The organism is Asaia sp. As-1742 (assembly GCF_011753235.1).
Lineage (GTDB): Bacteria > Pseudomonadota > Alphaproteobacteria > Acetobacterales > Acetobacteraceae > Asaia > Asaia bogorensis_B.
In genome coordinates, this window is sequence record NZ_VWWA01000003.1 from 224572 (window position 1) to 250553 (window position 25982).

27 protein-coding genes and 3 tRNA genes are annotated in these 25982 nt (G+C 59.1%); 22 read left to right on the forward strand and 8 right to left on the reverse strand.

Annotated elements, in window-relative coordinates:
- The first annotated feature begins 55 nt into the window (after positions 1 to 55).
- The 9 genes from F3J08_RS05995 to F3J08_RS06035 all read left to right on the forward strand — a co-directional run bounded on the left by F3J08_RS05995 (position 56) and on the right by F3J08_RS06035 (position 6265).
- Positions 56 to 141, forward strand: a tRNA-Leu gene (locus F3J08_RS05995).
- A 292-nt stretch (positions 142 to 433) separates the two neighbouring features.
- Complete coding sequence (galU, locus tag F3J08_RS06000; RefSeq protein ID WP_122039168.1) at positions 434 to 1309, forward strand: UTP--glucose-1-phosphate uridylyltransferase GalU; 876 nt, start codon at positions 434 to 436, stop codon at positions 1307 to 1309.
- Positions 1309 to 2760, forward strand: a complete 1452-nt coding sequence (locus F3J08_RS06005; protein WP_166928799.1) for a phosphomannomutase/phosphoglucomutase — start codon at positions 1309 to 1311, stop codon at positions 2758 to 2760. Before galU ends, F3J08_RS06005 begins: the two co-directional genes overlap by 1 nt.
- Complete coding sequence (locus F3J08_RS06010) at positions 2757 to 2933, forward strand: DUF3553 domain-containing protein (protein ID WP_166928800.1); 177 nt, start codon at positions 2757 to 2759, stop codon at positions 2931 to 2933. Before F3J08_RS06005 ends, F3J08_RS06010 begins: the two co-directional genes overlap by 4 nt.
- Positions 2934 to 2973: 40 nt before the next feature.
- Complete coding sequence (locus tag F3J08_RS06015; protein ID WP_255493454.1) at positions 2974 to 3744, forward strand: ComF family protein; 771 nt, start codon at positions 2974 to 2976, stop codon at positions 3742 to 3744.
- Between the two features lie 2 nt (positions 3745 to 3746).
- A complete protein-coding gene (grxC, locus tag F3J08_RS06020; RefSeq protein ID WP_122039164.1) occupies positions 3747 to 4007 on the forward strand; it encodes a glutaredoxin 3 in 261 nt (86 codons plus the stop codon).
- The gene (locus F3J08_RS06025) at positions 4004 to 4459 is read left to right on the forward strand and encodes a DUF1178 family protein (protein ID WP_166928802.1); all 456 of its coding nucleotides are present in this window, start codon (positions 4004 to 4006) and stop codon (positions 4457 to 4459) included. Before grxC ends, F3J08_RS06025 begins: the two co-directional genes overlap by 4 nt.
- A 10-nt stretch (positions 4460 to 4469) precedes the next feature.
- Positions 4470 to 4967, forward strand: a complete 498-nt coding sequence (locus F3J08_RS06030) for a DUF2147 domain-containing protein (protein ID WP_240386474.1) — start codon at positions 4470 to 4472, stop codon at positions 4965 to 4967.
- Between the two features lie 35 nt (positions 4968 to 5002).
- A complete protein-coding gene (locus tag F3J08_RS06035; RefSeq protein WP_023977441.1) occupies positions 5003 to 6265 on the forward strand; it encodes a lactonase family protein in 1263 nt (420 codons plus the stop codon).
- A gap of 216 nt (positions 6266 to 6481) precedes the next feature.
- Here the strand turns inward: F3J08_RS06035 and ubiG are convergent, their stop codons facing one another.
- Entirely contained in the window at positions 6482 to 7231 is a 750-nt protein-coding gene (gene ubiG / locus F3J08_RS06040) for a bifunctional 2-polyprenyl-6-hydroxyphenol methylase/3-demethylubiquinol 3-O-methyltransferase UbiG (protein WP_062164397.1), read from the reverse strand.
- Positions 7232 to 7388: 157 nt separating this feature from the next.
- Here ubiG and F3J08_RS06045 point away from each other — a divergent pair, with 157 nt between their 5' ends.
- The 6 genes from F3J08_RS06045 (at position 7389) to prfA (ending at position 14841) form a co-directional block, all read left to right on the forward strand.
- Positions 7389 to 8636 (forward strand): aspartate kinase, encoded by a 1248-nt coding sequence (locus F3J08_RS06045; protein ID WP_122039161.1) that lies wholly within the window; start codon positions 7389 to 7391, stop codon positions 8634 to 8636.
- Positions 8633 to 9721, forward strand: a complete 1089-nt coding sequence (locus F3J08_RS06050; protein ID WP_166928803.1) for a nitronate monooxygenase family protein — start codon at positions 8633 to 8635, stop codon at positions 9719 to 9721. Before F3J08_RS06045 ends, F3J08_RS06050 begins: the two co-directional genes overlap by 4 nt.
- A gap of 2 nt (positions 9722 to 9723) precedes the next feature.
- Entirely contained in the window at positions 9724 to 11106 is a 1383-nt protein-coding gene (locus F3J08_RS06055) for a helix-turn-helix domain-containing protein (RefSeq protein ID WP_166928804.1), read from the forward strand.
- 264 nt (positions 11107 to 11370) lie between these two features.
- Positions 11371 to 12525: a flavodoxin-dependent (E)-4-hydroxy-3-methylbut-2-enyl-diphosphate synthase gene (gene ispG / locus F3J08_RS06060; protein ID WP_023977436.1), complete on the forward strand. Its 1155-nt coding sequence runs from the start codon at positions 11371 to 11373 to the stop codon at positions 12523 to 12525.
- 4 nt (positions 12526 to 12529) lie between these two features.
- Positions 12530 to 13774 carry a histidine--tRNA ligase gene (gene hisS / locus F3J08_RS06065; protein WP_166928805.1) on the forward strand — a complete coding sequence of 415 codons (1245 nt, stop codon included), beginning with the start codon at positions 12530 to 12532 and terminating at the stop codon, positions 13772 to 13774.
- Between the two features lie 2 nt (positions 13775 to 13776).
- Positions 13777 to 14841 carry a peptide chain release factor 1 gene (gene prfA / locus F3J08_RS06070; RefSeq protein WP_023977434.1) on the forward strand — a complete coding sequence of 355 codons (1065 nt, stop codon included), beginning with the start codon at positions 13777 to 13779 and terminating at the stop codon, positions 14839 to 14841.
- Between the two features lie 27 nt (positions 14842 to 14868).
- Here prfA and F3J08_RS06075 read toward each other — a convergent pair whose 3' ends face one another.
- Positions 14869 to 15297, reverse strand: a complete 429-nt coding sequence (locus F3J08_RS06075; protein ID WP_240149166.1) for a hypothetical protein — start codon at positions 15295 to 15297, stop codon at positions 14869 to 14871.
- A 44-nt stretch (positions 15298 to 15341) separates the two neighbouring features.
- Here F3J08_RS06075 and prmC point away from each other — a divergent pair, with 44 nt between their 5' ends.
- Complete coding sequence (gene prmC / locus F3J08_RS06080) at positions 15342 to 16196, forward strand: peptide chain release factor N(5)-glutamine methyltransferase (RefSeq protein WP_166928806.1); 855 nt, start codon at positions 15342 to 15344, stop codon at positions 16194 to 16196.
- Between the two features lie 294 nt (positions 16197 to 16490).
- On the forward strand, positions 16491 to 16883 hold the full coding sequence (locus F3J08_RS06085) for a DUF4167 domain-containing protein (RefSeq protein WP_240149167.1): 393 nt from the start codon (positions 16491 to 16493) through the stop codon (positions 16881 to 16883).
- A gap of 16 nt (positions 16884 to 16899) precedes the next feature.
- Here the strand turns inward: F3J08_RS06085 and F3J08_RS06090 are convergent, their stop codons facing one another.
- Together F3J08_RS06090 and F3J08_RS06095 are read right to left on the reverse strand one after the other, a co-directional pair.
- Positions 16900 to 17772 carry a glycosyltransferase family 2 protein gene (locus tag F3J08_RS06090; protein ID WP_166928807.1) on the reverse strand — a complete coding sequence of 291 codons (873 nt, stop codon included), beginning with the start codon at positions 17770 to 17772 and terminating at the stop codon, positions 16900 to 16902.
- Between the two features lie 47 nt (positions 17773 to 17819).
- Positions 17820 to 17894 (reverse strand) — tRNA-Met (locus F3J08_RS06095).
- A gap of 189 nt (positions 17895 to 18083) precedes the next feature.
- Here F3J08_RS06095 and F3J08_RS06100 point away from each other — a divergent pair.
- A complete protein-coding gene (locus F3J08_RS06100; RefSeq protein ID WP_023977429.1) occupies positions 18084 to 19295 on the forward strand; it encodes a mechanosensitive ion channel family protein in 1212 nt (403 codons plus the stop codon).
- Between the two features lie 216 nt (positions 19296 to 19511).
- Entirely contained in the window at positions 19512 to 19799 is a 288-nt protein-coding gene (locus F3J08_RS06105; protein WP_122039154.1) for a hypothetical protein, read from the forward strand.
- 52 nt (positions 19800 to 19851) lie between these two features.
- Here F3J08_RS06105 and F3J08_RS06110 read toward each other — a convergent pair whose 3' ends face one another.
- Positions 19852 to 20844 carry a bifunctional enoyl-CoA hydratase/phosphate acetyltransferase gene (locus tag F3J08_RS06110; protein ID WP_240149168.1) on the reverse strand — a complete coding sequence of 331 codons (993 nt, stop codon included), beginning with the start codon at positions 20842 to 20844 and terminating at the stop codon, positions 19852 to 19854.
- A gap of 415 nt (positions 20845 to 21259) precedes the next feature.
- Positions 21260 to 21493 carry a hypothetical protein gene (locus F3J08_RS06115; RefSeq protein ID WP_166928809.1) on the reverse strand — a complete coding sequence of 78 codons (234 nt, stop codon included), beginning with the start codon at positions 21491 to 21493 and terminating at the stop codon, positions 21260 to 21262.
- A gap of 929 nt (positions 21494 to 22422) precedes the next feature.
- On the opposite strand from F3J08_RS06115, the gene F3J08_RS06120 reads away from it, so the two are divergent.
- On the forward strand, positions 22423 to 22653 hold the full coding sequence (locus F3J08_RS06120) for a hypothetical protein (protein WP_166928810.1): 231 nt from the start codon (positions 22423 to 22425) through the stop codon (positions 22651 to 22653).
- Between the two features lie 37 nt (positions 22654 to 22690).
- On the opposite strand, the gene F3J08_RS06125 is transcribed toward F3J08_RS06120, so the two are convergent.
- Positions 22691 to 22765, reverse strand: a tRNA-Val gene (locus F3J08_RS06125).
- A gap of 85 nt (positions 22766 to 22850) precedes the next feature.
- Between F3J08_RS06125 and F3J08_RS06130 the strand changes: the two genes are divergently transcribed.
- Together F3J08_RS06130 and mqo are read left to right on the forward strand one after the other, a co-directional pair.
- On the forward strand, positions 22851 to 23753 hold the full coding sequence (locus F3J08_RS06130; protein ID WP_166928811.1) for an N-formylglutamate amidohydrolase: 903 nt from the start codon (positions 22851 to 22853) through the stop codon (positions 23751 to 23753).
- A 140-nt stretch (positions 23754 to 23893) separates the two neighbouring features.
- The gene (gene mqo / locus F3J08_RS06135) at positions 23894 to 25387 is read left to right on the forward strand and encodes a malate dehydrogenase (quinone) (RefSeq protein ID WP_166928812.1); all 1494 of its coding nucleotides are present in this window, start codon (positions 23894 to 23896) and stop codon (positions 25385 to 25387) included.
- A 53-nt stretch (positions 25388 to 25440) separates the two neighbouring features.
- Here mqo and ruvX read toward each other — a convergent pair whose 3' ends face one another.
- On the reverse strand, positions 25441 to 25920 hold the full coding sequence (gene ruvX, locus F3J08_RS06140) for a Holliday junction resolvase RuvX (protein ID WP_166928813.1): 480 nt from the start codon (positions 25918 to 25920) through the stop codon (positions 25441 to 25443).
- Positions 25921 to 25982 lie beyond the last annotated feature (62 nt).

Sequence of the window (25982 nt, forward strand, 5' to 3'; positions counted from 1 at the left end):
GCTATAGCCCCCTTCACACGAGCGGTATCGCCCAGAGCGGCCCGCTTGTCACGATGCGGTCGTGGCGGAATGGTAGACGCGCAAGCTTGAGGTGCTTGTGGGGGCAACCCCGTGGAAGTTCGAGTCTTCTCGACCGCACCAGACGAACTGGTAGCATCCCCTTCGGGGGATGCCAGTTCCTCCCAAAAAAATCTTCAAAAATTGCCAATAAATTAATCGCTGCGAAGTGAACTTTCGTTAACGATTGACACTTATCCCGAGGCATCATTCGTGTAATCTGGTGCGCGTGCCATCACTTTGCCGAACTTGTCTGCTTGATCGAGTTTCACGCAGCCGGTCATCGTGTAGGTTGTGAAGCAGTTGAGGGCTTCAACATCTCATGTTGAGCCTGTATCTGCACTACGTATTCAAATTGATCTAAAGGTCGGATAACGTGATCAAGCCGCTCAGAAAAGCTGTACTGCCCGTTGCAGGTATGGGAACACGCTTTCTTCCTGCCACCAAGGCAATGCCGAAGGAAATGCTCCCGGTTGTTGACCGCCCGCTCATCCAGTATGCCATCGACGAAGCGCGCAAGGCAGGGATCGACCAGTTCTGCCTGATCACGGGGCGCGGTAAGGATAGCCTCATCGATTATTTCGACGTGGCTTTCGAGCTCGAAACGACCCTTCGCGAGCGCGGGAAGACCGATCTTCTCAAGACACTTCAGCCGAGCTCCATTGAAGCCGGTTCGCTTGCGGCCGTACGTCAGCAGGAGCCTATGGGCCTGGGCCACGCCATATGGTGTGCGCGCTCGTTCATCGGCGATGACCCGTTTGCCATTCTGCTGCCTGACGACATTGTGCAGGGCGAAAAGGGCTGCGTTGCCCAGCTGGTTGAAGTCTACAATCAGACCGGCGGAAATGTGGTTGCGGTTTCGGAAGTTCCCAAGGAACATACGAACCGTTATGGCATCCTCGATGTCGGCAAGGACGATGGCAAGCTGGTCGAGGTCAAGGGCCTTGTCGAAAAGCCGAAGCCTGAAGATGCGCCGTCGAACCTGTCGATCATCGGTCGCTATGTGCTCCTTCCGGAAATCATGACGCACCTGTCCAAGCTCGAGCGTGGAGCCGGTGGTGAAGTCCAGCTGACCGACGCAATGGCCAAGATGATTGGCCATGCCCCGTTCCACGGTCTGCGCTATGAAGGCACGCGTTACGACTGTGGTGACAAGGCTGGCTACCTTGAGGCGCAGATTGCTTTCGCGCTTGAGCGCCCGGACCTGCGTGATGCCATGCGTGGCTTCATCAAGAAATACGCCGATGCCTGATGGATACTCTGTTTCAACATGAGTTCCACCCTTCGATCCTGCGTGAGTATGACATACGCGGGATCGTTGGAAAAACACTTGGTGAGGACGACGCCCGGGCTTTGGGCGTCGTTTTTGCGTCTGGCCTCTGTGTAGGGCGTTCAGCCACAATTCTGGTGGGCCATGACGGCCGGGAAAGCTCTCCCGCGCTCGAACAGGCGCTCGTCAAAGGATTGATGATGGGCGGTGCGACAATACGTCGCATTAGCTGTTGCCCCACGCCTCAGCTTTACCACGCTTCATACCGTCAGAAGGCGGACGGAGCGATTATGGTTACTGGTAGCCATAATCCGCTGGACTATAATGGCTTCAAGATTGTCCAGCACAACCACCCTGTTTTCGGACAGGGGCTCCTTGACCTCGCGACCTTGCTGAAAGCGGGTATCACCCTCAATGACGGTGCCGAGGGGCAACAGGCCAAACTGGAATGCTCGGCAGAGTATGTTGACGCCCTGTGTACCGGCCTGCGTGCCGGTGGGCGGCCCCTCAAAGTGGTGTGGGATAACAGTCATTCTTCAGCGGGTGATATCCTCGCAGCGCTCATCGGGGCTCTGCCGGGACAGCATATGGTTCTGAACGGCGAAATCGACGGATTCTTCCCGGCTCATCACCCCGACCCGACCCTGCCGGAGGCCATGGTGCAACTGCAGACTGCCGTGCGCCAGCATGGCGCTGATCTCGGCGTTGCTTTCGATGGTGACGCGGACCGGTTGGGTGTGGTGGATGAGCGGGGCACGGTAATCGCTGCAGATCATTTGAGTTTGCTTCTGGCGCAATCCATCCTGCGCGACACACCCGGGAAAACGGTCCTTGGCGACGTGAAGATGTCCCGCACCTATTTTGAAGGCGTTGAAAGGGCAGGGGGTAAGGGCCTCATGTGTCCAAGCGGGCACTCCCACGTCAAGAATGCATTACGTGAGACGGGTGCCGTGTTCGCTGGCGAAATGTCGGGACATTTCTTCTTCGCCGATCACTGGCCCGGCTTTGATGACGGGCTTTACGCCGCCATACGCGTAATTGACCTTCTGTCGCAGCAGACGGCCCCTCTATCATCATTGGTTGCGTCGCTCCCCCATGCCGTCTCGACGCCCGAGATAAGGTTCGATTGTCCGGATGAGCAGAAATTCGATGTAATCAACGCCGTTATCGCCCGGGCCCGAGAGAGTGAGATGCGGATGACGCTCATTGATGGGGTCAGGGTGGATGAGGCCAGGGGCTGGTGGCTTCTGCGCGCCTCGAATACTCAGCCAGCCCTTGTTGCGCGCGCGGAAGGGGACGATGCGGCCGCATGTCAGGATATGATGGAGACCTTGGCAGATCTGCTCCTGCAATCAGGTGTCGCGGCCCCTGAAGTGTTGAGACAGGATATCGGGGGTAATGCTGATCACGGATCAGGTGGAGGGAAGGCGTGACCCCGAACTTCAGTTTTTACGAGCCGGGTCAGTTTGTAACCCATCCCCAGTGTCCGGAATGGGGCGTCGGTCAGATACAGAGTGTTGTCGGCCAGCGCGTGACGATCAATTTCGAGAATCAGGGGAAAGTCCTGGTAAACACGGCACTCATCGAACTGATTGTCATCGAGTAAGGGCGTTGTGGAATGATGGTTCCGGCATGATGGTGTTGCGCTGAAGACCGCAGCTTTCCTCTCTCGAGCTCTTGATCTCGTATTGCCGCCAACATGTCTCTCATGCGGCACTGAGACCATGACAAGCGGTCTCCTCTGCACCTCATGCTTCTGTTCGATGACACCGGTCGGGCTTGCCTGTCGGCATTGTGCGCTTCCGGTGCCATCGGCAGCCTATCTCGGCTCAGATGGCCGCTGTGCCCAATGCGGCCATGCGCCATACCCCTGGAGAGCGGCACGCGCCGCTTTTCTTTACGATGGCACGGCGCGCCGGCTGGTCCTGCAATTCAAATATGGGGATCGTCCGGATATCGTGCCCTTTCTGGGCCGTGTCATGGCCGGCATGATGAGGGATGAAAGCGCTGAACGCCGGTTGCTCGTTCCTGTCCCCTTGCATCGGCACCGTTTCTGGAAAAGGCGTTTCAATCAGGCGGCCCTGCTCGCGAGCCATATCATTCGCTCTTCGCCGCACTGGCGCCTCCTCCCCGATGCGCTCGTGCGTCATCGCCCCACAGCCACCCTGGCTCGGCTTGCCCCCGAAGCACGCATGCAAGCGCTTGATGCTGCCTTTCGCATCCGGGAGAGGGTGCGGGGATCAATCGAGGGCCAGCATGTTGTTCTGGTTGATGACATCTTGACCACCGGCGCAACCGCCTCCATCTGCGCAAGGCAATTGCTCGGCGCAGGGGCGCAACGTGTCGACCTTCTGGTCGCTACGCGTACCGTCAAACTGGCCGGCGATTATGATCATCTAGGCGGCGTTCAGGAGTGAATATGTCCAACGTAGAAATCTATACCCAACCTGGCTGCCCTTACTGCGTGCGTGCCGTGCAGATCCTGCAATCGAAGAACGTGCCATTTCGCGAGATCAATGCCCCTCACGGCACACAGGAGCGCGAGGACGCGATCAGGCGGTCGGGCGGTGGTCGGACCGTGCCTCAGATCTTTGTCGGAGGGCAGTGTCTGGGTGGCTGCACTGATCTGATGCAGCTTGATGCTTCGGGCAAGCTGGACGCGTTGCTCGCGCAGGCATGATCTGCTTTCGTTTGCATTGTACGGCGGGGCATGAATTCGAAGGCTGGTTCCCTGACGGCGCGGGGTTTGAGCGCCAAAAGTCCCATGGTCTTGTTTCATGTCCACAATGCGGTGTGAGTACGGTTGAAAAAAGCCTGATGGCCCCGGCCATCGCGCGGCGGACCACGAGCAAAGGTCAATCGGCGACGCCTGCTCCCTCAATACCCATGACACAGAACGACCAGTTGCGAATGGCCCTCCATGTGCTGAGACGTCAGGTAGAGGCGCAGTGCGACAATGTGGGCGATCGATTTGCCGAAGAAGCGCTGAAGCGGCATGATGAAGGCAACAGCGAGAACAGCCAGACCGGTCGTGGCATTTACGGCACGATGAGCGACTCTGACAGGGAAAGGCTTGAAGATGAAGGCGTGGATTTCTTCCCGATACCCTGGCTCGACCGCACGGAATCCTGAGCATGCCGGGGTGCGGCGTGCCGCAGGGCTCAGGCGAGGGGGTTTTCCCTTCAGGCATATTGCTGCCATTGGCGCGATGGCTGCGCTCCTGCTTACGACAAGCCTCCCCGGACAGGCCCAGACACGAGGCAATCCACCTGCGCCCGAAGAGGGATTATGGCTTGCGCAGGATCACGATGGCGTGTTCCTGATCGGCCATTGTGGCGATACGCTCTGCGGCAGGCTGATTGGCATGCAGTATGATGGCCCTGTTCCCAAGGATGTTTGGGGACGTTCACAATGTGGGCTGGTCATGCTGACCGATTTCCGATTAATCAGTGATGAGAACGTGTGGCGGGGGCATATCCTCGACCCGGAGACTGGGCGTACCTATGATGCCCGGATCCATGCCGAATCACCGGAGGTGCTGAAGCTGCGCGGTTTCATTCTGGGGATTCCCCTTTTCGGCAAGACGCAGACATGGACCCGTTATCGCGGCAAGATCGGTCCTGAATGCAAACTGCCTTGAGCCGAATGGTCGCTTGAGGAGCTTGAGAGCATAACATGAAAACGACGATTTCCCGCCGCAGCTTTGCGTTGGGTACCCTTGGCTTGCTGGGTTGCGGCACGGCCATGGCGCAGGATGCTGCTGATCAGGCCCCGGCTGCGCCGCCACCCCCGCCCAAGGCGGTTTCCAAGACCATCTGTTTTGTCGGGGGGTACACCAAGCATGCGCCTCCGGGTGGTGCCGGTAATGGTGAGGGTATTGCCGTTTTCGAAATGGATCGTCAGAGCGGCGTCCTGACGCCTGTCACGACCTTCACCGATATCGCCAGCCCGTCCTTCATCACACTGTCGCATGACAAGCGTTTTCTGTACGCGCTGAGTGAGATCGATGATTTCAACAAGGATGGCGACGGCTCGGTGACTGCCTTTGCGGTGGATCGCAAGACCGGCTCGCTCAAGAAGCTCAACGCCGTCAGCTCCGGCGGGGCTGTGCCTGCGCATCTGAGTGTGCATCATTCAGGGCGTTATGTTCTCGTGGCCAACTACATGGGGGGCTCCGTGGCTGTGCTGCCCATCCGGCCCGACGGGTCGCTCGGTCCGGCAACGGATGTTGTGCATAATACCGGGCCACGCCAGCCCGAGCGTGCGGCAGACAACCCCCAGGGAAATTTCGCGGTATCCGATCACTCGGGGTCGCATCCGCACATGATCCAGAGCGATCCGAGCGGCAAGTTCGTTATTGCGGATGATGCCGGTCTTGATCGCGTCTATGTCTGGACGCTCAATTTGCAGACCGGAAAGCTCGTTCCGGCCAAGACGCCTTATTACGACATGACGCCAGGCAGCGCGCCGCGTCATTTCCAGTTCAATCGCTCCGGCAAGCTCATGTACAATCTGTGTGAGCAGGACTCGAAAATTGTCGTCAGCGCTTTTGACCCGCAGACAGGGGCAATCAACAATCTGCAATCGGTCAGCACTGTCACATCGCATTTCCGTGGCAGCACGCTTGCAGCTGAAATCCTGATTTCGGCAGATGACCGCTTTGTCTATGCCTCGAACCGTCTGGGTGATTCCCTTGCCGTGTTCAAGGTGGGCGATGACGGCACCCTGACCTTGCAGGATGAAGCCTGGATGCATGCCGATTACGGTCGCGCCATGATGTTCGACCCGTCGGGCAGCTTCCTGTTCTGTGCCAATCAGCGCAGTGATGCCGTGACGTCATTCAGGATCGACAAGGCGAGCGGCCAGCTCGGCTTTACTGAAAACTTTACCCCGGTCGGAAGCCCCACCACGTTCGCTTTCATGGATACGGAAGTCTGATTCAACCGGCGGGTGCAAACTCTCTCTCTCTGCCCTCGTAACCGAAAAAGGTGGGGGCGGAGATGAGGGGGCGCTCGCGGGCGGAGCGACTTTGGCCGGACCAAGGCTGATAAGGCCTCGTTCAGGCGCCATGTGCCCGGATCAGGACCGGGCCACGACACGCCCACCCAACAGGGCGAAAAGCCTGACAGCCTATAGTCTGGCAGGCCCTTGTTCTCAGTCTCGTACAAACATCGTGATATAGTTGATGCTCGTGTCGCGCGTAATGCGCCAGTGCATCGGCCGGTAGCTCATTCCGGCGACATCGATCATGCGCAGGCCAACGGCCCGCCCCATTCTATGCAGTTCCTCGGGCTTGATGAATTTCTGCCAGTCATGCGTACCGACAGGCAGCAGGCGGGCAATATATTCGGCACCGATCTTCGCGACAGCCAGCGAGAGCAGCGTGCGGTTGAGTGTCGATACCGCAACAAGGCCACCCGGCTTGGTCAGCGAATGGAGCAGCGCAAGGAATTCCTGTGGGTCATTGACATGCTCGATCACCTCCAATGCAGAGATGGCATCGAAGCTCTGCCCTTCGCGGACGAGCGTCTCGGCGCTGCCATTGCGATAGACCAGCGGGCCAGTATTGTCCGGCAAGGGATGATCTGCCAGATGGGCCTGCGCCGCACGTATGCCCTCGGGCGAAGCGTCGAGACCCAGTACGTCATGGCCCATACGGGCATAGGCCTCGCTCGCAAGTCCGGCTCCGCAGCCAATATCGAGAAGCGAGAGCCTGCCGCCACGCGATCCTTGCAGGCGTTTGAGATGCGCATTGACCCATTCGGTGCGCATGGGGTTCATGTCGTGCAGGGGCTTCATGGGGCCTTTCGGGTCCCACCAGGTCGCGGCAAGCTGGTCGAAATGGGCGATCTCGCGATCTGAGACGGAAGAGGCTGCGTGATCCGGCATGTTGTTTCCAGGCATACAGAAATGGGTCCGTTGTTCCAGAGTATCTGGACGGCGCGATCTGGACTTAGTATGTGACCCGCCTTTCCTTGCGCAACATCGCAGGCTGGAAAATCCGTTCCCGGCACGCTGTGATTGAACGCTTTCTGCTACGTACGGAGCCAGGTGCACAATTATGACGTCTTCAGACCAGTGCCCAACCCGGATCGTCATGAAGTTCGGCGGAACCTCAGTGGCCGATCTCGATCGTATTCGCGCGGTCGCCGAGCGTGTGCGCAAGGAACGGGAAAAAGGCCATCAGGTTGCCGTCGTGGTTTCGGCCATGGCTGGCGTGACCAATCAGATGGTCGGTTATGTCAGTGCGCTCGATCCAATGGCCGATGCACGTGAATATGATGCTGTGGTGGCCAGTGGCGAGCAGGTCACGAGTGGGCTGACAGCCATCGCGCTACAGGCGCTCGGTGTGCCAGCACGGTCGTGGCAAGGTTGGCAGATTCCCTTCCGTACTGATGATGCCCACGGCAAGGCGCGTATTGGCGATGTTGAAGGCGCTGCGCTGATTGCCTGCATGGAGCAGGGTGAAGTGCCGGTCATTGCCGGGTTTCAGGGCGTCGCGCCGGGCGAGCGGATCAGCACGCTGGGTCGTGGTGGCTCTGACACCTCGGCGGTGGCTGTGGCGGCTGCCATCAAGGCTAATCGCTGTGATATCTATACCGATGTCGATGGTATCTACACCACCGACCCGCGTATCGTGAAAAAGGCCAAAAAGCTGGATCGCATCACCTTTGAGGAGATGCTTGAGCTCGCTTCGGTAGGGGCCAAGGTACTCCAGACCCGCTCTGTCGGGCTGGCCATGAAAGAAAAAGTGCGCGTGCGCGTGTTGTCGAGTTTTGAACCCGAGACGGAGCTCTCGGGATCGCTGGTGGTGGATGAGGACGAGATGATGGAAAAGGAACTGGTCACGGGGATCGCCTATTCTCTGGACGAGGCAAAGATCTCGGTGAGCCGAATCCCGGACCGTCCGGGTATCGCCGCTGCCATTTTCAGCCCGTTGACCGAGGCGCGGGTGAATGTTGACATGATCGTGCAGAGCGTTGGCTCCGACGGCTCGACCAACATGACCTTCACCGTGCCCAAGGGCGATCAGGCGCGCGCGCTCGCCGCACTTGAGGCCGCACGGGCCGACATCCAGTATGGCGAGATCCATACAGCCAATGACGTCGTCAAGATCAGCGTCGTCGGCATCGGCATGCGCTCACATTCGGGTATGGCCAGCACCATGTTCCAGACCCTCGCGGATCGCGGGATCAACGTGCAGGTCATCTCCACTAGCGAAATCAAGATCTCTGTGCTGATCGACGCAGAGTATATGGAACTCGCCATGCGCGCCCTGCACACGGCTTATGGTCTGGACGGGGAATGAGCATGACCGACACCAGCATCAATCCAGCCCGCCAGAAGGCCCGCGCCACGCTTGACCGGCTCTGGGCCCCGGGTTGCCAGTTCCTTGGCACACCAACCGCCATTCTGGGCGGTGCGATGTCCTGGGTAAGCGAGCGTAATCTCGTTTCGGCCATTTCCAATGCTGGCGGGTTTGGCGTGATTGCCTGCGGGGCCATGACGCCCGACCGTCTGGCCGAAGAAATTGCGGCTACGCAGGCTCTGACAGACAAGCCGTTTGGCGTGAACCTCATCACGATGCACCCTGAGCTCGACAAGCTGGTCGATGTTTGCATCGCTGCGAAGGTCGGGCATGTCGTGCTGGCTGGTGGCGTGCCGAGCGGGGCCACCATCAAGCAGGTGCGTGATGGTGGTGCACGGGCAATCGGTTTTGCGCCGGCTCTGGCGCTGGGCAAGCGTCTGGTCAAGCAGGGGATCGAGGCGCTGGTCATTGAGGGTTCAGAGGCGGGCGGTCATGTCGGGCCGGTGTCCCTGAATGTTCTGGCTCAGGAAATCCTGCCCCATATCCATGACGTGCCTGTTTTCGTGGCAGGTGGCCTGGCGCGTGGGGATGCCGTTCTGGGTTATCTGGAACAGGGCGCATCCGGTGCGCAGCTGGGTACGCTTTTTGCTGCCAGCAGCGAGAGCATCGCGCATGAGGCCTTCAAGAAGGCCTTTGTGCGAGCGGCGGCACGTGATGCCGTAACGTCCAACCAGATCGATGAACGCTTTCCGGTCATTCCGGTGCGCGGGCTGAATAATGCTGGCACGCGCCGTTTCATGGCCCATCAGGCGGCGACGCTGGGCCGGTTCACCTCGGGCGAATTGACCAAGGAAGAAGCCCAGCTTGAAATCGAGCACTTCTGGGCCGGTGCGCTGCGCCGCGCCGTGATCGAAGGCGATGTGGAGGAAGGCTCGGTGATGGCCGGTCAGTCTGTTGGCATGGTCAAGGCCATTCGCCCGGTTGCCGAGATTCTGCATGATCTGGTTGAGCAGGCGGTTGACGCGCTGGTTGCAAGATACGCCCGTACAGGGCATCCTGCGCCCTCAGAGTTTGCAGTCGGGTAATCATGCCAGATAAGACCACAGACCGTATTCCCGGATGGCAGGGCAGCGCGGGTGAGGGGGCACGCGGCGTCGGGGTCGATCTGCGCGCCCGACGTGAGGAGCTCGGATGGGCTCTGCCTGACGTGGCCGGGTGGTTGCGTATCCGCGAGAATTATCTGCTGGCCCTAGAAGAAGGGAACATGGCGGTATTTCCGGGCAGCGCCTACGCCTTGGGCTTTCTCAGGACCTACGCCCAGGCCATGGGCATGGACCCCGATCAGGCCGTCGCACGGTTTCGCCATGACACCCGCGGTGCCTTTGACCGCAAGACCGAACTGAGTTTCCCCGAGCCCGTCTCGGAGCGCGGGGTGCCCGTGGGTCTCTGGGTGGGGGCAGGACTGGCCGTTCTGGTTGGCACCTATATCGGCTATTACCATTTCTTTGGCTCCGAACCCGCGCCCACGCATCAGATGCCACCTGTGGCAGAGATCATGCCCGGTGTGACGCAGCATGGTACGACGTCTCCGCAGATTGCGGCGGTCATGCCCGAGCAGGGGCTCGCGCCGTCGCCCCAGACTTCGTCATCCCGGATGACAGGCGCTGAGCCAACAGCACCCTCAGCCACCATGGCGCAACCGCCCGTCGGTAATAGCGTGCAGCAGGGGGTGAACGGCCAGCCCCCTGTTTCCAACGCAACCGTGACAGGGCAAATGCCGTCTGCCCCGGGCGCCAATACGCAGCCTGCTTCGGCTGGTTCTGTTCCCGTGCCGGGCCAGATCGGTCCTGGGTCGAACGCAAATGCCCAGACGGTGCCCGATCAGGGCACGACAGGGCAGGGCAGCCTGTCGCAGAACGCTACATCGACCGCAGTCCCTTTGCCGAGTGCTGCTCCGGCGCCCAATTCCGGTGTGGCTGCCAACATGATCGGGCTTCATGCCGCTGCGGACGCCTGGGTATCGATACGTGACAGGAATGGCGCGAGCGTGTTCAGCCGGGTTCTCAAATCCGGCGAAACCTGGCAGGGCCCCGCCGATGCCGGGCCTTATCACATGACGCTTGGCAATGCGGGTGGCCTTACGCTTTCCGCTGGTGATGTCACAACATCCGCTCTTGGGCGTGTCGGGGCGGTACGGCGTAATCTTGTCGTGACGGCCGATGCGATCCGTAATGGGCAACTGGGTCAGGACGGCAGTGCTTCAGCTGCGAGCACTGCGCCTGTGGCCCCGGCAACGCACATTGATGGCAACGATGCCGGCAGTGCTCCGGCAGACTTGAAAAACACTGTCGCGACCCCAAAGGTTACGGCACCGGTGCATCGCGCGAGCCCGCCCGCCAGCACGTCGCATGAGTCGGAAACTGACCGCCTCAACGCACGACAACTGGAACAGACGGCGCAGCCGCGTTAAAGCACCACCACCAATGCCTGTCGGGCGTGAGGTTCGCTTCTTTCCCGACGCGCATTGCTGCAGAAGACTATGGACGACTAACGAGGCCTGACGCCGCAAAAGGCGGATGGTGCTCACAGGAGACGGGCAGAAGCCGATGCCACAGGGCGTCTTGTTCTGGCCAACATGACACAGACACGGGGCGGCGCTCTGGAACAGGGTTCCGGCGAAGCCCCCGGTTGACGCCGCCCACTGGGGTCCATCAACCGATACGGAGACGAGATTATGAGCGGATATCGCCCTTACCAGTATATCGAACGTCGCAAGTCCCGTCAGATTCATGTTGGCAAGGTCGCTGTCGGCGGTGATGCGCCGATATCGGTCCAGACAATGACCAACACGCTTACATCGGACGCCAAGGCGACGATCGAGCAGATCCGTCTGTCGGAAATTGCAGGCGTGGACATTGTTCGTGTGTCGTGCCCCGATGAGGAGAGCACCGCAGCCCTGGCCGAGATCGTGCGCGAGGTGAACGTGCCGATCGTGGCGGATATTCACTTCCATTATAAGCGTGCGATTGAAGCAGCCAAGGCCGGAGCGGCCTGCCTGCGCATCAATCCGGGTAATATCGGTAGCGCCGAGCGTGTGCGTGAAGTCGTGAATGCGGCACGCGACTATGGCTGTTCCATCCGTATTGGCGTCAATGCCGGGTCGCTTGAGAAGCACCTTCTCGAGAAATACGGTGAGCCCAACCCCGACGCACTGGTTGAGAGTGCGCTTGAGCACGCCAAGATCCTTCAGGATCATGACTTCCATGAGTTCAAGATCAGCGTGAAGGCGTCTGATGTGTTCATGGCGGTTGCGGCCTATCAGCAGCTTGCCGAAGTCTGCGATCACCCGCTGCATATCGGCATCACGGAAGCCGGATCAAAGCGCGCGGGTACCGTAAAATCCTCCATCGGTCTGGGCAATCTGCTCTGGGCAGGCGTGGGTGACACGATGCGCGTCTCGCTTTCTGCGCCTCCGGAAGAGGAAGTGCTCGTTGGCTGGGATATTCTCAAGTCGCTCGGCCTGCGTCATCGTGGTGTGAAGATCATTTCCTGCCCGTCCTGTGCGCGTCAGGGTTTCAACGTGGTCGAGACGGTGCAGACCCTCGAAGACCGCTTGCAGCACATCAAGACGCCTCTGACGCTCTCCATCATCGGCTGTGTCGTGAACGGCCCCGGTGAGGCGCTGATGACCGATCTGGGCGTGACCGGTGGTGGCGCTGGCCGTCACATGGTCTATTCGGCGGGCAAGCAGGATCATCGCCTGAACGAGGGTCAGGACATGATCGAGCATATCGTTGACCTCGTGGAAGAGCGCGTGGCCAAGATCGAAGCTGAAAAGGCCGCGCAGGAAGAGGCCGAAAAGGCCGAGGCCGCGCTGGCGGGCGCCTGAGATCATGAGCCAGTTGCAGCCGGTTCGCGGCACGCATGACCTGATTGGTGATACCGCGCGCCGCCACGCCCATGTGGTGGATACGGCGCGTGAGATCACGCGTCGCTATGGCTACGAAGAGTGGTCGACGCCGATTTTCGAGGATACGCGCGTGTTTTCCCGCACGCTCGGCGATACCTCGGATGTCGTGACCAAGGAAATGTACACTTTCGAGGATCGCGGCGGCGACAGCCTGACCCTGCGCCCCGAGGGTACAGCGGCAATCTGCCGTGCCTTCGTGACCAATGGTCTGACGCAGGCCCTGCCGCAGCGCGTCTTTTATAATGGGCCGATGTTTCGCTATGAGCGCCCGCAGAAGGGGCGCTTCCGCCAGTTCCATCAGATAGGGGCCGAGCTTCTCGGCGCCACTGATCCGCTGATGGATGCCGAAACCATCGCTATGGCGCACGCCATACTCAAGGCGCTGGGTCTGGGCGATGCCGTTACGCTCGAAATCAATACGCTGGGGGATCTTGATAGCCGGCAGGCCTGGCGAGAAGCCCTTGTGGCCTATTTCAAGGCTCATGAGAGCGCGCTTTCGGATGAGAGCCGCGCCCGCCTTGAAGCCAATCCGCTGCGTATTCTCGACAGCAAATCGCCGCAGGATCGGGCGCTTCTTGAAAACGCCCCGAAATTCGGCGCCTATCTGAACGAGGCATCGCGGGTTTTCTGGGACGATCTGCGTCGCAAGCTCGATCTGTTTGGTGTCGGTTTTGTCGAGAACCCGCATATTGTGCGCGGGCTCGATTATTACAGCCATACGGCCTTCGAGTTCGTCACCGATCGACTGGGCGCGCAGGGCACTGTTCTGGCTGGCGGGCGCTATGAGGGGCTGGTCGCTCAGATGGGCGGTCCTGCTACACCGGCTATCGGCTGGGCAGGCGGGATCGAACGTCTGGCGCTGCTGATCGAGGCCGCCCCTGTTCAGCCGCGTCCTGTGGCGGTGCTCCCCACCGGTGAGGCAACGCTTGCTGCCGCTATCACAGCCGCACAAACCCTTCGCAATGCCGGTTTCGCTGCCGAGATCGAGACCCGTTCCTCGCTGAAGAAGCGTATGGAACGCGTGGTCAAGTCTGGCGCGGCTCATATGGTATTGGTGGGCGAGGACGAGCTTGCACGTGGTGCAGTGACCGTGCGTGATCTGGGCAAGCGTGAACAGACCGAGATTGCGCTTGACGCCCTCGCGGATCATTTCCTGAAAGCACAGTAATCGTGGCATTGGACGACAGGCTGGAGCGTATTGTCGCCCGGTCGGATGAACTGCAAGCCCTCATGTCGAGTGGCGAGATACAGGGTGAGGAATTCGTGCGGGCCTCGCGCGAGTTTGCCGAACTCGAACCCGTCGTGTCATCCATTCTTGCTTATCGTCGTGCGGAAAGCGCCCACAAGGACGCTCAGGCCATGCTGGACGATCCCGAGATGCGTGAACTTGCGCAAGGCGAGATCATGGAGATCGAGGGGCAGCTGGAGGGGCTGCACCAGCAGGTACGGCTTGCGCTGCTGCCGCGTGACGAGGCTGATGAACGCAGTGCCATTCTCGAAATTCGCCCGGCGGCGGGTGGAGACGAGGCGGCGCTTTTCGCGGCCGAGCTTTTCGGAGCCTATAAACGGTTTTCGGATCTGCATGGCTGGCGCTTCGAGGTCATGGAATATGACGAGAGCGACCTGTCGGGCCTTCGTGAAGGCGTTGCTACCATTTCGGGGCGATCGGTATTTGCCCGCCTGAAATACGAGTCCGGCGTGCATCGTGTGCAGCGCGTTCCGGCCACCGAAAGTCAGGGCCGTATCCATACCTCCACCGTCACTGTGGCGATCATGCCCGAGGCGGAAGAGGTGGACGTGGCCATTGATGAGGGTGATCTGCGTATCGATGTCTATCGCGCTTCAGGCGCGGGTGGGCAGCACGTCAACAAGACCGAGAGCGCAGTGCGTATCACCCACATGCCCAGCGGTATTGTGGTGGCCATGCAGGAAGAGAAGAGCCAGCACAAGAACAAGGCCAAAGCCATGAAGATCCTTCGGGCGCGCCTTTACGAAATGCAGCGTGCCCAAGCTCATGCCAGCCGTGCGGCCGATCGCAAATCCCAGGTTGGCACCGGTGATCGCTCAGAGCGTATCCGGACCTACAATTTCCCCCAGGGCCGGGTGACGGATCATCGTATCAACCTCACCCTGCACAAGATAGACCGGGTTATGCTGGGCGAGTTTGACGAGATTGTTGATGCCTTGACGCAGGAAGAGCAGACAGCTCTTTTGGCGGCGGAAGGGCTCAACTGAAGTAAAAGAGAGACGCTGCTCGCAGCCTCAACTTACAGGCGAAGCGCAGATATCGGCGTGACCGGGGTGATGTTTGGCAATCTCGGGATCATTCGGCTCGCGCAGGAAAAAATCGGTGAAGTTTTCATCGCCCAGAGCGAGCAGGTGATGCCCCTCGGGGTGATGAAGCGTTCCCTGACTGCTGACCTGATGGGTTTCCGATCGTCCTTCGGCGTTGATGACCGTGATCTGGCCGCAAAGGGCATAGTCATGATTGACGCGGCCCAGAGGGATTTCGATTGTTTTTGTCAGGCTGGGCGTCTTGTCATCTAGGCGGAAGGTCGCGGCAAGCGACCCGTCGATATAGAGGCGTGAAACTTCAGACACCTCTATGGGCGCACGGTCATCGGTAACAGTGAAGCTCTCGGCCAGTGCGACGGTTGGGCTTAGCATGACGAAGACGGTCAGCAGGGGCATGATCTTTCTCATCCCCGTATCATAAGCCGTTTTAGGAGTAGGCAGTGAGCGGTAATCCATCCCCTCTCAAACAAGTTCTCGACGAGACTGCCAGGCGGCTGGACAGCGCCGGGATCGAGGCGGCACGGATGGAGGCGCGTCGGTTGGTGTGCTGGGCGCTTGCCTGTGACGCCTCCGCACTCCTGACACGAGACCTTGTACCACCCTCCGCAATGGCTAGGCTGGAATCGGGCGTCATGCGCCGTTGCGCACGGATGCCGATGGCGCTGATCGAGGGAGAGACCGGATTCTGGAACCTGACACTGGAGGTATCGCCCCATACGCTCATCCCGCGCGGTGATAGCGAGACGTTGATCGAGGCCTTGCTCGATTTGAGACCCGACCGGAACAAGCCGCAGCACTTGCTGGACCTGGGCACAGGTACAGGATGTTTGCTTCTGGCGGCACTGAGTGAATACACGGCCTCTTTTGGCATCGGGGTGGATCTGTCACCGGAAGCTGCCGCCTTGGCACAGCGCAACGCCAGCAGGAACGGGTTGGTGCAACGTAGCGCCTTTCTGGCTGGCAGCTGGACCGATGCACTGACGGGCCGTTTCGATATCATCCTCAGCAACCCGCCTTATATTCCAGCGGCCGATATTGCCGGATTGATGCCGGAGGTGCGCGATCATGAGCCTGTGCGCGCTTTGGTGGGCGGCGATGACGGGCTGGAGGCCTATCGGGCGATCATGCTCCAAATGTCGCGCCATCTCGCACCGGGTGGGGTGCTCGTTCTGGAGATCGGGCAAGGACAAGAGGACGATGTCACGGCGCTTGGGGCAGAGCAGGGACTATCGCTGCGTGAGGCAAGGCGAGACCTCGGCGGGATCATTCGTGCTCTTTGCTTCGAGCATGTCTGATTACTCTCGCGGCTTTGCAGGAAAAACCATTGGCAGTGTGCTCCAAACTTGCTAGCTTGCGCTGATCGGTCTGTTAAGCTCACCGGTGTATTCATCGGCAGAACATACCGTTTTCCGCGATTTCGCAATGATCCTTGTGATCAGGCTGTGCGGAGTAGAGGCCTGATCCTGTAATCCGGCCTGCAAGAGACAAACCAAGGGTCATTCATTCCCTGCAATCGCGCCGTATCCGAGCTCTGCCGGGTCGGGATTGCGAATACGAAAGTGCTACGCAGACCCATGAATATGAAACGTATGAGAAGCCGTCACCACCGTCCGAGCGGTGGCGGGTCGCGTCATTCAAATGGCCAGACGCCCCTGAACCGTAACCACGTGTTCGACAGCAATGGCCCTGATATGCGTGTGCGCGGTACGGCCCAGCAGCTTTTTGAGAAGTATCTGCAGCTTGGTCGCGACGCGACAGGCACTGGTGATCGTATTCTCGCCGAAGCCTATTTTCAGCACGCCGAGCACTATTTCCGTATTCTCAATGCAATGACCCAGGCCGCGCAGCAGAGTCAGATGGAACGCCAGGAGCGTCACCAGCAGCGTGCCCGCGCCCAGCAGGACCATGACGACCGTCGTCAGGGTGATGATTCGGGCGCTGAAGGCGAGACTGAAGAAGCGGTCGAGGAAACGGCCGAGTAATCCTGGCTCGATCCGTCTAGAACAGGCCCCTGAACCTTTCGGGCAGGGGCCATAAATGATCGCCCGACAGACTTAAATCTATAGGGTAGGGGTCATGGGCCCGTTCCAGCGCCTCGCGGTTGATACGCTCCCGCCATGCACGCAGGGCAGTATCATTGCTTTCGAGTGTCGCCGCCTCTTCCGGCAAGCCTGCCATGGAGGCCAGCATGGCCTTCCAGGCGTCATCTCCCATACGTTGATGGCTCCCCGCATTGTCGCTGCACCAGGGTTGGGCACGCGTGCGACGCAGTCGGTCCAGTCCGGCATCCAGATCACTGTAGCGCAGATGAAACAGCATCAGAGCCGGATCGGGGCTGGGGAGACTTTCCTTTATGCTGTGAAAGCCTGGAGACCATGTCACGGGGGATCTGATCAGGCACGGTTTGCACATCGCGGCTGAGAAGCGCAGCAGATGGCGTTGCTCCGAAAGGGGGCGCGTAAAGTCGGCCGAAGCCTCGCTGTCGGCCTTGTGCAGGACATCGAACCCTGTTGCGGTCAGACATGGGACCTGACGGGCTTCTGACAAGGCCATGAGAGAGCCGAAACAGGCGGGATCTGCCACGATCATCTCGTCGACATCGCAATACAGAACCGCATCATACCACTCGAGAAGCCCGGCGCAGATAGCGCTGATCGCGCGCGCACGTCTGGCATCATCCTGCGCAGAACGTGGAATTTGCAGACGATTGGCACCTATCGAGGTTGTAGAGCCATCATCCGACCCATGGTCGATCACGTAGCAGCACTGCGGGCCGACCATAGTGCCGTAATGGCGCAGCCAGACCGGCAGAAAAACCGGCTCGTTATAAACCATCGTAACCGCTGCGAGTGGCGCTTTCATAAGCGTCATTTATGCAGGCAGCCGATGGATGTCCATGTGGGGAATTACCGGTCGGATGGTAGCGGCGGACGGATTTGAACCGCCGACCAAGGGATTATGATTCCCCTGCTCTACCGCTGAGCTACGCCGCCATCGCGACCGGTGGGCGTGGAATTAAAAGGGTTGGGCGGATGTGTCAACACTCTGCCGGGAGGTTTTTGCGCCTATCGTGTTTTTACCCGATGGGCAGTCTGTGGCATGGTATGCCAACGGGTTGCCCCACGGTGCCGGGGCGGCTGGCTCGGCGCTCCTCATCCCTCTCAAGGATCTGGATATCCACTTTGAAGCAGCAGTTTCTAAGCTCTCTTTTCGCCCTGCGCGCTTACTTCGACTGGCTGCCTGCGCAGCTTGTCTCCATTCTCATGCTTGTCGTGTTGGCTACCGTGGCGTTCTATGCCAGCAAGCTCGTCTCGGTCATCATTCTGCGTATCTTTGGCCACCGTGAAGAGGCGGTACTCCGCAAGATCATCCTGGCCATGCGTCGCCCGGTGCGTGTGATGGTTGTGCTGGCGGTTCTGCTCTCGGCTCTGCCTGCGGCCTCTGGATTTACCTGGGAGACGACGCAGCTTTTGCAGAAGCTGCTTCTCTTTATTGGCATCCTGATGGTGGGTTATGCGGCCATTGTTGCCTTCCGCATCATGACCGAGGCCTATCTTCAGAAAATCACGGCGCGGGATCATGTCGATGACATCATGATCCGTACCCACCAGACGCAGATCAGGGTCCTGCGGCGCCTGACCGAAATTCTGGTGGGTATTGTAACGGTCGCCACAGCACTGATGACTTTCGATTCGGTCCGTCAGTATGGCGTCTCTCTGTTTGCCTCGGCCGGTGCAGCTTCGTTGATCGTTGGCCTGTCAGCGCGCGGCCTTCTGACGAATCTGCTTGCCGGTGTGCAGATTGCCATCACTCAGCCCATTCGAATGGAAGACCTGATCATCATCAATGGTGACTGGGCATGGGTGGAGGAGATTACCTCGACCTATGTTGTGCTGCGCGTATGGGACTGGCGGCGACATATCGTGCCCATCTCCTATTTTCTCGAGAATCGTTTCGAGAACTGGACCCATAACTCTGCCGCCATCATTGGCGTGGTTTTTCTGTACGTGGATTACGAAGCGCCTATCGAGACGATCCGGGGCTTTCTGGCGGAGATCATCAAGACCTGTCCGCTTTGGGATGGGAAGGTTTTCGATTGTCAGGTCGCAGATTGCGATGCGCAGACATTGAAGATCCGTATTATCGCCAGCGCGCGCAATGCGCTGCAAAGCTGGGATCTGCGCTGTGATATCCGCGAGAAGATCATTCTGCGCATGAGAGCAGAGTGCCCGGAGGCTCTGCCTCGCTCGCGCTTTGCTATGGTGCCGCCACGTCCGGGTGAGGAGGCCTGGCCCAGCGCCGATGCCATATCTCCACCCATCGACCGCCCCCCACCGGGCTCTTATATGGGGCCTGGCAGCGTCACGCCCCGGGGAGGTGCAGATCTTTCATGATAAGGCCCCGCATCCAGGCTTTAACGCTCTGCCAGTAATACTCGAAAATCGTCATTGAACTTACTCCTCGATGCTGCACACATACGTCGAACACGGCAGGGTTGTGGCAAATGTTTCACGTAACTGTCATGTTTTTGTGAGGGAAACGTTACTGCCTCGCGAGATGTGGTGCTGTGGCTGGTGTTCTCCTGCCTCCAAATCAAGGATTTCCGTAGATTGACTACCTATATTGTCGCCTATGAGCGTTTACCCGGTCAGGATTACACGGCGCTCGAACAGAAGCTCGCGAGCTTCAGCGAGGGATTTCACGAGATCGATAATTTCTGGCTTATCGCGTCAAACCTGATCATCGCCGATCTGCGCGATGTACTGGCAAAGCTGCTGCCCGAGGGGGCCAAATTGATGGTCATGAAATACGTGCCCCATAACAGCATGGAAATGGGTGCCGCCGCGTGGCACGGCTTCTCTCTCAATCAGGAAGGCTGGCTGGCTCAGAACCTGTAAGGATATCCCCCGATCCCGTAAGCAGGGCCGGGGGAACTGAATTGCGGCCGAGTTACTGGCGGGTGGCAGCGTCCAGATAGCGGGCGTAAAGCGCGCCAATGGCCGCAGAGGCAAGTCGTGCCGTTGCGTCGTCGGCGCGGCTTGTCAGCAGAACGGGCACCTTGGCCCCCATGACAATTCCCGAGGTTGCGGACTTGCCGAGGAAAGCAAGGCTTTTAACGAGAATGTTTCCCGATTCCAGATCGGGGGCTACCAGAATCTGGGCGCGGCCTGCCACGTCGGAGGCAATTCCCTTGATTCTGGCCGAATCGCCGCTGACCGCGACATCCATGGCCAGCGGTCCATCGAGTACGCCTCCGGTGATTTCCTTACGGTCCGCCATCTTGCATAGGCTTGCGGCGTCCAGCGTGCCCTGAATCTTGGTGTTGATGGTCTCGACGGCGGAGAGCAGCGCAACGCGCGGTGTGCCGAGGCCAAGCGCATGGTGGAGATCAATGGCATTCTGAACGATGTCGCGCTTGGTCACCAGATCCGGCGCAATGTTGATGGCCGCGTCTGAGACAAGCAGTAGTTCGGGATAATCAGGCACGTTGATGCAGAAGACGTGGCTCATGCGGCGCTTCGTGCGAAGGCCGCTTTCCTGTTTGATGACGCCAGCCATGAAGGTATCGGTATGGAGACTGCCTTTGGTAAGGCCTTGCGCTTCACCCGAATGAATCAACGCTATGGCCTGTTTGACCGCGGTAGCCTCATCATCGGCCTGTTCGATGCGCATCCCGGTGATATCAAGCCCGGCTTCCCTGGCTGTCTTTTCGATCTTCGTCCGATCGCCCACCAGAATCGGGATGATGATGCTGTGGCGGGCAGCCTCGACGGCTCCTCCCAGCGCGTGGCTGCTACAGGGCCAGACGATGGCATAGGGTACAGGACCGAGTGCGGCCGCCTTGGCAACAAGGGCTCGCATAAGGGCATGCTGCTCAGGGAACACACTCTCCAGTGCCATTTCCGGCATCTTGGTCTCATTGTAGGGGGTGTAGCTGGACATAAGCCGTTCAAACTCCGTAGCCATTCAGACCCGTCTGTGCCGCTCGCGTCACACGCAGATCATGCGTCGTTGCGGTAGGACGGTGTGGTTTCGCTCGGTCGACGGATGCGTCGGAACAGACAATCGCAAGGATGATCCCGGCCAAGATTCCCCGTCGGCGCGCGCGGTGCCGCTACGTTTTAGCGCATGTTTTCGAGCCTGGCTCCAGACATCGCTGTAGCAACACCCGGGGGCGTGATCAGGTTTTCTTGAAAGGCGGAACAGCTGGGCCCGTTTCGGCGCCACACGCTTGGACATTGCAGCGCACGGGCCGGTGATGTGGCGGGCTAAAACAGGGGGTACGTCAAGAGGTCACAAAACGCCGGGGGCTACGCGTTGGGAGAAGGCGCTGACGGTCCTGAAACAAGATTCTCTATCAGCTCTGCTTCGTCTGGCCGATTGGGCTGCCCACGCTATCCGCGCTTTTGCGATAGGAGTTGAGCCCCAGACGCACAAAGATCAGCAAAATCCCTGTTGCGAACAGGATCTCGCCCACGAGGTCGAGCTCATCGGTCAATGAGGCCAGATTGGGCATGCCAAGCATGACGGCTAGGGACGATACACCCCATGCGAGAAGCGCGAGAAATATGACGAACGAGCTTTTCAACATGGGACCTGCTTGAGAAATGTTATTATTTTTGACAAAGGTTGCCTCCCGTATTTAACGAAGTTTGACGAAGAGTCTGCAAGTCTTTTTAGCAGCACAAACATTAAATCTTTGGTGCGAAGATGAATGTTAACTAAGTAGAAACATATACAGATTTTGAAATTCCTGTCACCAGAGACGACGCGTCGGTTGTGCTCATGACCCAGTCGACTCGATTAATTCTTTACGTATTTGAAATATTAATCTTATGTTGACGATTGCACGCCACGTAACAGCCGCGCGCTCGTAACGTTCATGCAATAATCGCAGCGATCATTCTGTGCGGTGTTGTGCGAAAATTTTGCATACTGCCGATGGTAACTATTTCGAGAACGGATTTGTGCGGTCAGCGTTCAATCTAGTGACTATTCAAAGCAATTAAACTTGAGTCATCTCTACGTCATTGTTTCGAAATGATGATGCACTTGGCCTCGCCGGCGGCATTCTGATGCGCGCGCGGGCGCCTATGGGGGTATATCCGCCCTCAGTCACGCATCATTTGAGCCGTAGTTAGCCACTGACCTGCACGCGCCGGGGATATGGCTGTGTAACGCTAGGGAGGCGATTTTTATAATCATGACCCAGCCCCTTGATTACCTGTCTTGGGCGAAGCTTCCGTAGATCACCGATTCGATGATGTGGGGGGAGGTCGAATTGACGACTTTTGTCCTGATAGAGGGTATATGCGGCTCGCGGCGACATCAACGCCCAATTAAGGCGGTCTCAGCCTTTCTGGCTGGAACCAGTTCTGGCGGCAGTTCAACGCTGGATCGCTCACCAGAGCGCTTGGGTCGCTTCATGTGATGCGGGTCTTGTCCATCGCGGTGGAATCAGCAGTTGTGCAGTCATACGGGCAGATCAACCGACGATGGACCGCATAGGATGAGGGGTGAATGTCCGATCGCGACACACGTATCGGCTGTGTCCTGCTTTGTGCAGCCGCCGTAATTTCTCAAGCCCTCACCATGAACGCATGTGCGGGTTTGGCGGTGGGGGTGATCGTCAGCCAATATGCATGGGGTAGTTTTTTTGGCAGAAGGAATTCTCGCTGCGGCGTTGGTACACCCTGCTCACGCGCTGGAGAGCGTGAAATCGTCAGCAAATTGCATGAGCAACTCGACTGAGAAATTTCATGTTTTTCGGGAAATTCTACGGACCGGATGGTGGGCGCAACAGGGATTGAACCTGTGACCCCTACCATGTCAAGGTAGTGCTCTACCGCTGAGCTATGCGCCCATCCGGTCCGTGAGCGGCGTTTTAGCGGGCGTTGACGGGGCTGGCAAGATGGGTTTTCTAAAAAAATCACCATAGCGGAAAAAAAATGATCCAGAGCGCATCGTGGGAGCCAGAGCTCTGTCTTTCCAACAGTTTTTTGCTTCGCGATGTAATCGAGCCCGTGGCGCCACTCATTCTGGCGTCGCCCCATTCCGGTCGTGCTTATCCTCAAAGCTTTCTAAGGCAGACCCGGCTGGATCTTACCTCCCTGCGCCGCAGTGAGGACGCGTATGTCGATCTGCTGTTCGAGGCCGCTCCCTCATGGGGGATACCGCTGCTCTGTGCCCAGTTCCCCCGGGCCTATTGCGATGTAAATCGCTACGCCTGGGAGCTCGATCCCGGCATGTTTCGCGAGCGTCTGCCCGAGGGAAGCCTGACGAACACAGCCAAGGTGCGTAGTGGGCTTGGTATGATGGCGCGTATCGCGGGACCGGGGCGAGGGATCTATCGTCATCAGTTACCGGTATCCGAGGCGACGCAGCGAATCGCTTCCTGCTGGTTGCCTTACCACGAGGCGCTTGAGGGCATGATCGAACGCTGCAGGAGCCGGTTCGGGACCTGTGTTCTGCTGGACCTTCACTCGATGCCGACCATTCCCCACCTCCGCCTGCCAGACATTATTCTGGGCGACCTGCATGGCACGAGTTGTGCGCCTGAAATTGTCGAAGGGGTCGCGCATCGGCTGGGTTCGCAGGGGTTCTCGGTTGGCCGGAACCGGCCTTATGCCGGAGGGTACATCACTGAGCGCTATGGCACGCCTGATCGGCAGGTCCACGTAATCCAGGTCGAAATCAGCCGTCGGCTCTATCTTGATGAGCCCACCATACGTCCATCGCCGGACTTTGCGTCGCTCAGAGCCCGGTTGGAAGATGCACTCTCGGGGATCATTGAGATTGCCGGCGCGTTCAGGGCGTATCGCAAACCATGTGATAATCGTTGTATCGGATGATCAACTCCGGCTGATCCGGCCCCAGGGGGCTCGATTGATGCTATCAAGCTGTGTTTGAAGAGCGTTCGCACTCCTTGCTGGCCTCGCGGGCTTGCCTGGATGCGCCCGATACGTCCTCACAAGACTGGAAGAGCTGCCTCATGTCCCAGACCTGCCAAGAGCGCCCCGATATCGTCCTGATCGGTGCCGGTGTCATGAGCGCGAGTTTCGCAGCCCTCATCCGGTCGCTTGACCCAAGCCTGACGATCAGTGTTTTCGAGGCGCTCGATTCATGCGCCAAGGAAAGTTCCGAAGCATGGAATAATGCCGGAACGGGCCATGCTGCGTATTGCGAGCTGAACTACACCACGCGTCGCCCCGATGGCAGCATTGACATGGCCAAGGCGCTGGACGTGAACACGGAATTCGATTTGTCCCGCCAGCTTTGGGCGCATCTGGTCGAGAAAGGCTGGATCACCGATCCGTCGTCGTTCATACGTCGTTGTCCGCATATGAGCTTCGTGCGCGGCGAGGAGAATGTTGCCTTCCTGCGCGCGCGGTACGAGACCATGGTGCGCCACCATTGCTTCGACACCATGGCTTATAGCGAGGATGCGGCCCAGATAGCGGAGTGGGCGCCGCTGATGATGGCGCGACGTCGTCCCGGCGAGACGCTGGCGGCCACACGCGTCGAACAGGGTACCGATGTCGATTTCGGCACACTGACACGCACCCTTTTCGATAATTTGCGCAACGAGCCGGGCATCGATGTTCATTACTGCCACAGGGTGACTGCGCTTGACCGCGAGGGGCGCGGGGCAGGCGGCAACCCGCGCTGGCGTGTCAGTGTGCAGAACACCGAGACGGGTGAGACACGCACGGTCTCGGCCGGATTCGTCTTTGTCGGGGCAGGGGGGGCTGCGCTCGAACTGCTCAAGGGTGCCGATCTGCCCGAGGCGCATGGTTATGCGGGTTTCCCGGTAAGTGGTCTGTTCCTGCACGCTGATAATCTTGACCTGTGCCAGCGTCACACGGCGAAGGTTTATGGCAAGGCCGCCGTGGGCTCTCCCCCCATGTCTGTACCGCATCTGGATACGCGCATTATTGGCGGGCGGCCCTATCTGCTGTTTGGCCCCTATGCCGGGTTCACGACCAAATTCCTCAAATCCGGCCGCTGGACGGATCTGCCACGCTCGATCACGACTGACAATGCGCGCGCCATGTTCGACGTGATGGTCGATAACCGCGACCTCGTGCGGTATCTCATCGGGCAGGTTCTCCAAAAACCCTCTTCGCGCTTCGCAGCACTGCAGGATTTCTACCCGTCAGCCCGACAACATGACTGGCGCGTCGCCGTGGCTGGGCAGCGTGTACAGATCATCAAGCGCGAGAACGGGCGTGGGACACTCAAATTCGGCACGGAAGTGTTGAGCACGCAGGACCACAGCCTCGCCGCGGTTCTTGGGGCCTCTCCCGGCGCTTCCATTGCAGCTTCTGTAGCCCTGAAGGTGGTCCAGCAGAATTTCGCTTCCCGCCTGCCGGAATGGCGCACGCGCCTGGAGGCCATCATTCCGAGTTATGGTCTTGATTTGCGCAAGGATGAATCCGCCTGCCGCCGGATACGCGAACAGACGGGACGTGTGCTTGGGATCTGAAGCAAGAATGTGCCCCGGGCGTGCCTTTGTGCAAGGCACGCCTCTGCCCCCAGTCAGCCGAACTCAGGTTGTGGTGACGTAGCATCCAGCCAGGATTGCAGCGTGTAGGCTGCGGCCATTTTATCCACCACTCCCGCCCGGCGTTTGCGTGTCATATCGGCCTCCTGAATAAGGAAGCGATTGACCGCGCTGGAAGAAAGCCGCTCGTCCCAGCAGCAGCCCGGCAAATCGAGCCGGGTTGAGAGCTCTGTCATCCAGTCCTGTGCGGAGCGGGCCGCTGGGCCGAATGATCCATCGAGCGAGAGCGGTAGCCCGCATATCAGCCCCCCAATGCCTTCCTTGCGCACAATACGACCGATCTCTTCGGCGGTCTCGCCGAATTTGCGGCGCTTCAGGCTCCGATAGGGCGAGGCGAGCATGAGCGTCACATCGCTCAGGGCCAGCCCGATTGTCTTCTGGCCGGGATCGAGCCCCAGCAACCGGGAGCCGGGAGGGAGGGCATCGCGCAGGGCGTATGGATTGAACAGACTCATGGGAAGGCGTTATGATCTCGCAAAATTCTGGACCGTCGGGATTATCCGCTCACTTTCAGGAA

Coding starts and splice junctions, on each gene's coding strand:
- F3J08_RS06005 (WP_166928799.1), top strand. CDS start 1,309: ATGGATACTCTGTTTCAACATGAGTTCCACCCTTCGATCCTGCGTGAG.
- grxC (WP_122039164.1), top strand. CDS start 3,747: ATGTCCAACGTAGAAATCTATACCCAACCTGGCTGCCCTTACTGCGTG.
- F3J08_RS06025 (WP_166928802.1), top strand. CDS start 4,004: ATGATCTGCTTTCGTTTGCATTGTACGGCGGGGCATGAATTCGAAGGC.
- F3J08_RS06035 (WP_023977441.1), top strand. CDS start 5,003: ATGAAAACGACGATTTCCCGCCGCAGCTTTGCGTTGGGTACCCTTGGC.
- ubiG (WP_062164397.1), bottom strand. CDS start 7,231: ATGCCTGGAAACAACATGCCGGATCACGCAGCCTCTTCCGTCTCAGAT.
- F3J08_RS06045 (WP_122039161.1), top strand. CDS start 7,389: ATGACGTCTTCAGACCAGTGCCCAACCCGGATCGTCATGAAGTTCGGC.
- F3J08_RS06050 (WP_166928803.1), top strand. CDS start 8,633: ATGAGCATGACCGACACCAGCATCAATCCAGCCCGCCAGAAGGCCCGC.
- F3J08_RS06055 (WP_166928804.1), top strand. CDS start 9,724: ATGCCAGATAAGACCACAGACCGTATTCCCGGATGGCAGGGCAGCGCG.
- ispG (WP_023977436.1), top strand. CDS start 11,371: ATGAGCGGATATCGCCCTTACCAGTATATCGAACGTCGCAAGTCCCGT.
- hisS (WP_166928805.1), top strand. CDS start 12,530: ATGAGCCAGTTGCAGCCGGTTCGCGGCACGCATGACCTGATTGGTGAT.
- F3J08_RS06075 (WP_240149166.1), bottom strand. CDS start 15,297: ATGCCCCTGCTGACCGTCTTCGTCATGCTAAGCCCAACCGTCGCACTG.
- F3J08_RS06085 (WP_240149167.1), top strand. CDS start 16,491: ATGAGAAGCCGTCACCACCGTCCGAGCGGTGGCGGGTCGCGTCATTCA.
- F3J08_RS06090 (WP_166928807.1), bottom strand. CDS start 17,772: ATGACGCTTATGAAAGCGCCACTCGCAGCGGTTACGATGGTTTATAAC.
- F3J08_RS06110 (WP_240149168.1), bottom strand. CDS start 20,844: ATGTCCAGCTACACCCCCTACAATGAGACCAAGATGCCGGAAATGGCA.
- F3J08_RS06115 (WP_166928809.1), bottom strand. CDS start 21,493: ATGTTGAAAAGCTCGTTCGTCATATTTCTCGCGCTTCTCGCATGGGGT.
- F3J08_RS06120 (WP_166928810.1), top strand. CDS start 22,423: ATGTCCGATCGCGACACACGTATCGGCTGTGTCCTGCTTTGTGCAGCC.
- F3J08_RS06130 (WP_166928811.1), top strand. CDS start 22,851: ATGATCCAGAGCGCATCGTGGGAGCCAGAGCTCTGTCTTTCCAACAGT.
- mqo (WP_166928812.1), top strand. CDS start 23,894: ATGTCCCAGACCTGCCAAGAGCGCCCCGATATCGTCCTGATCGGTGCC.
- ruvX (WP_166928813.1), bottom strand. CDS start 25,920: ATGAGTCTGTTCAATCCATACGCCCTGCGCGATGCCCTCCCTCCCGGC.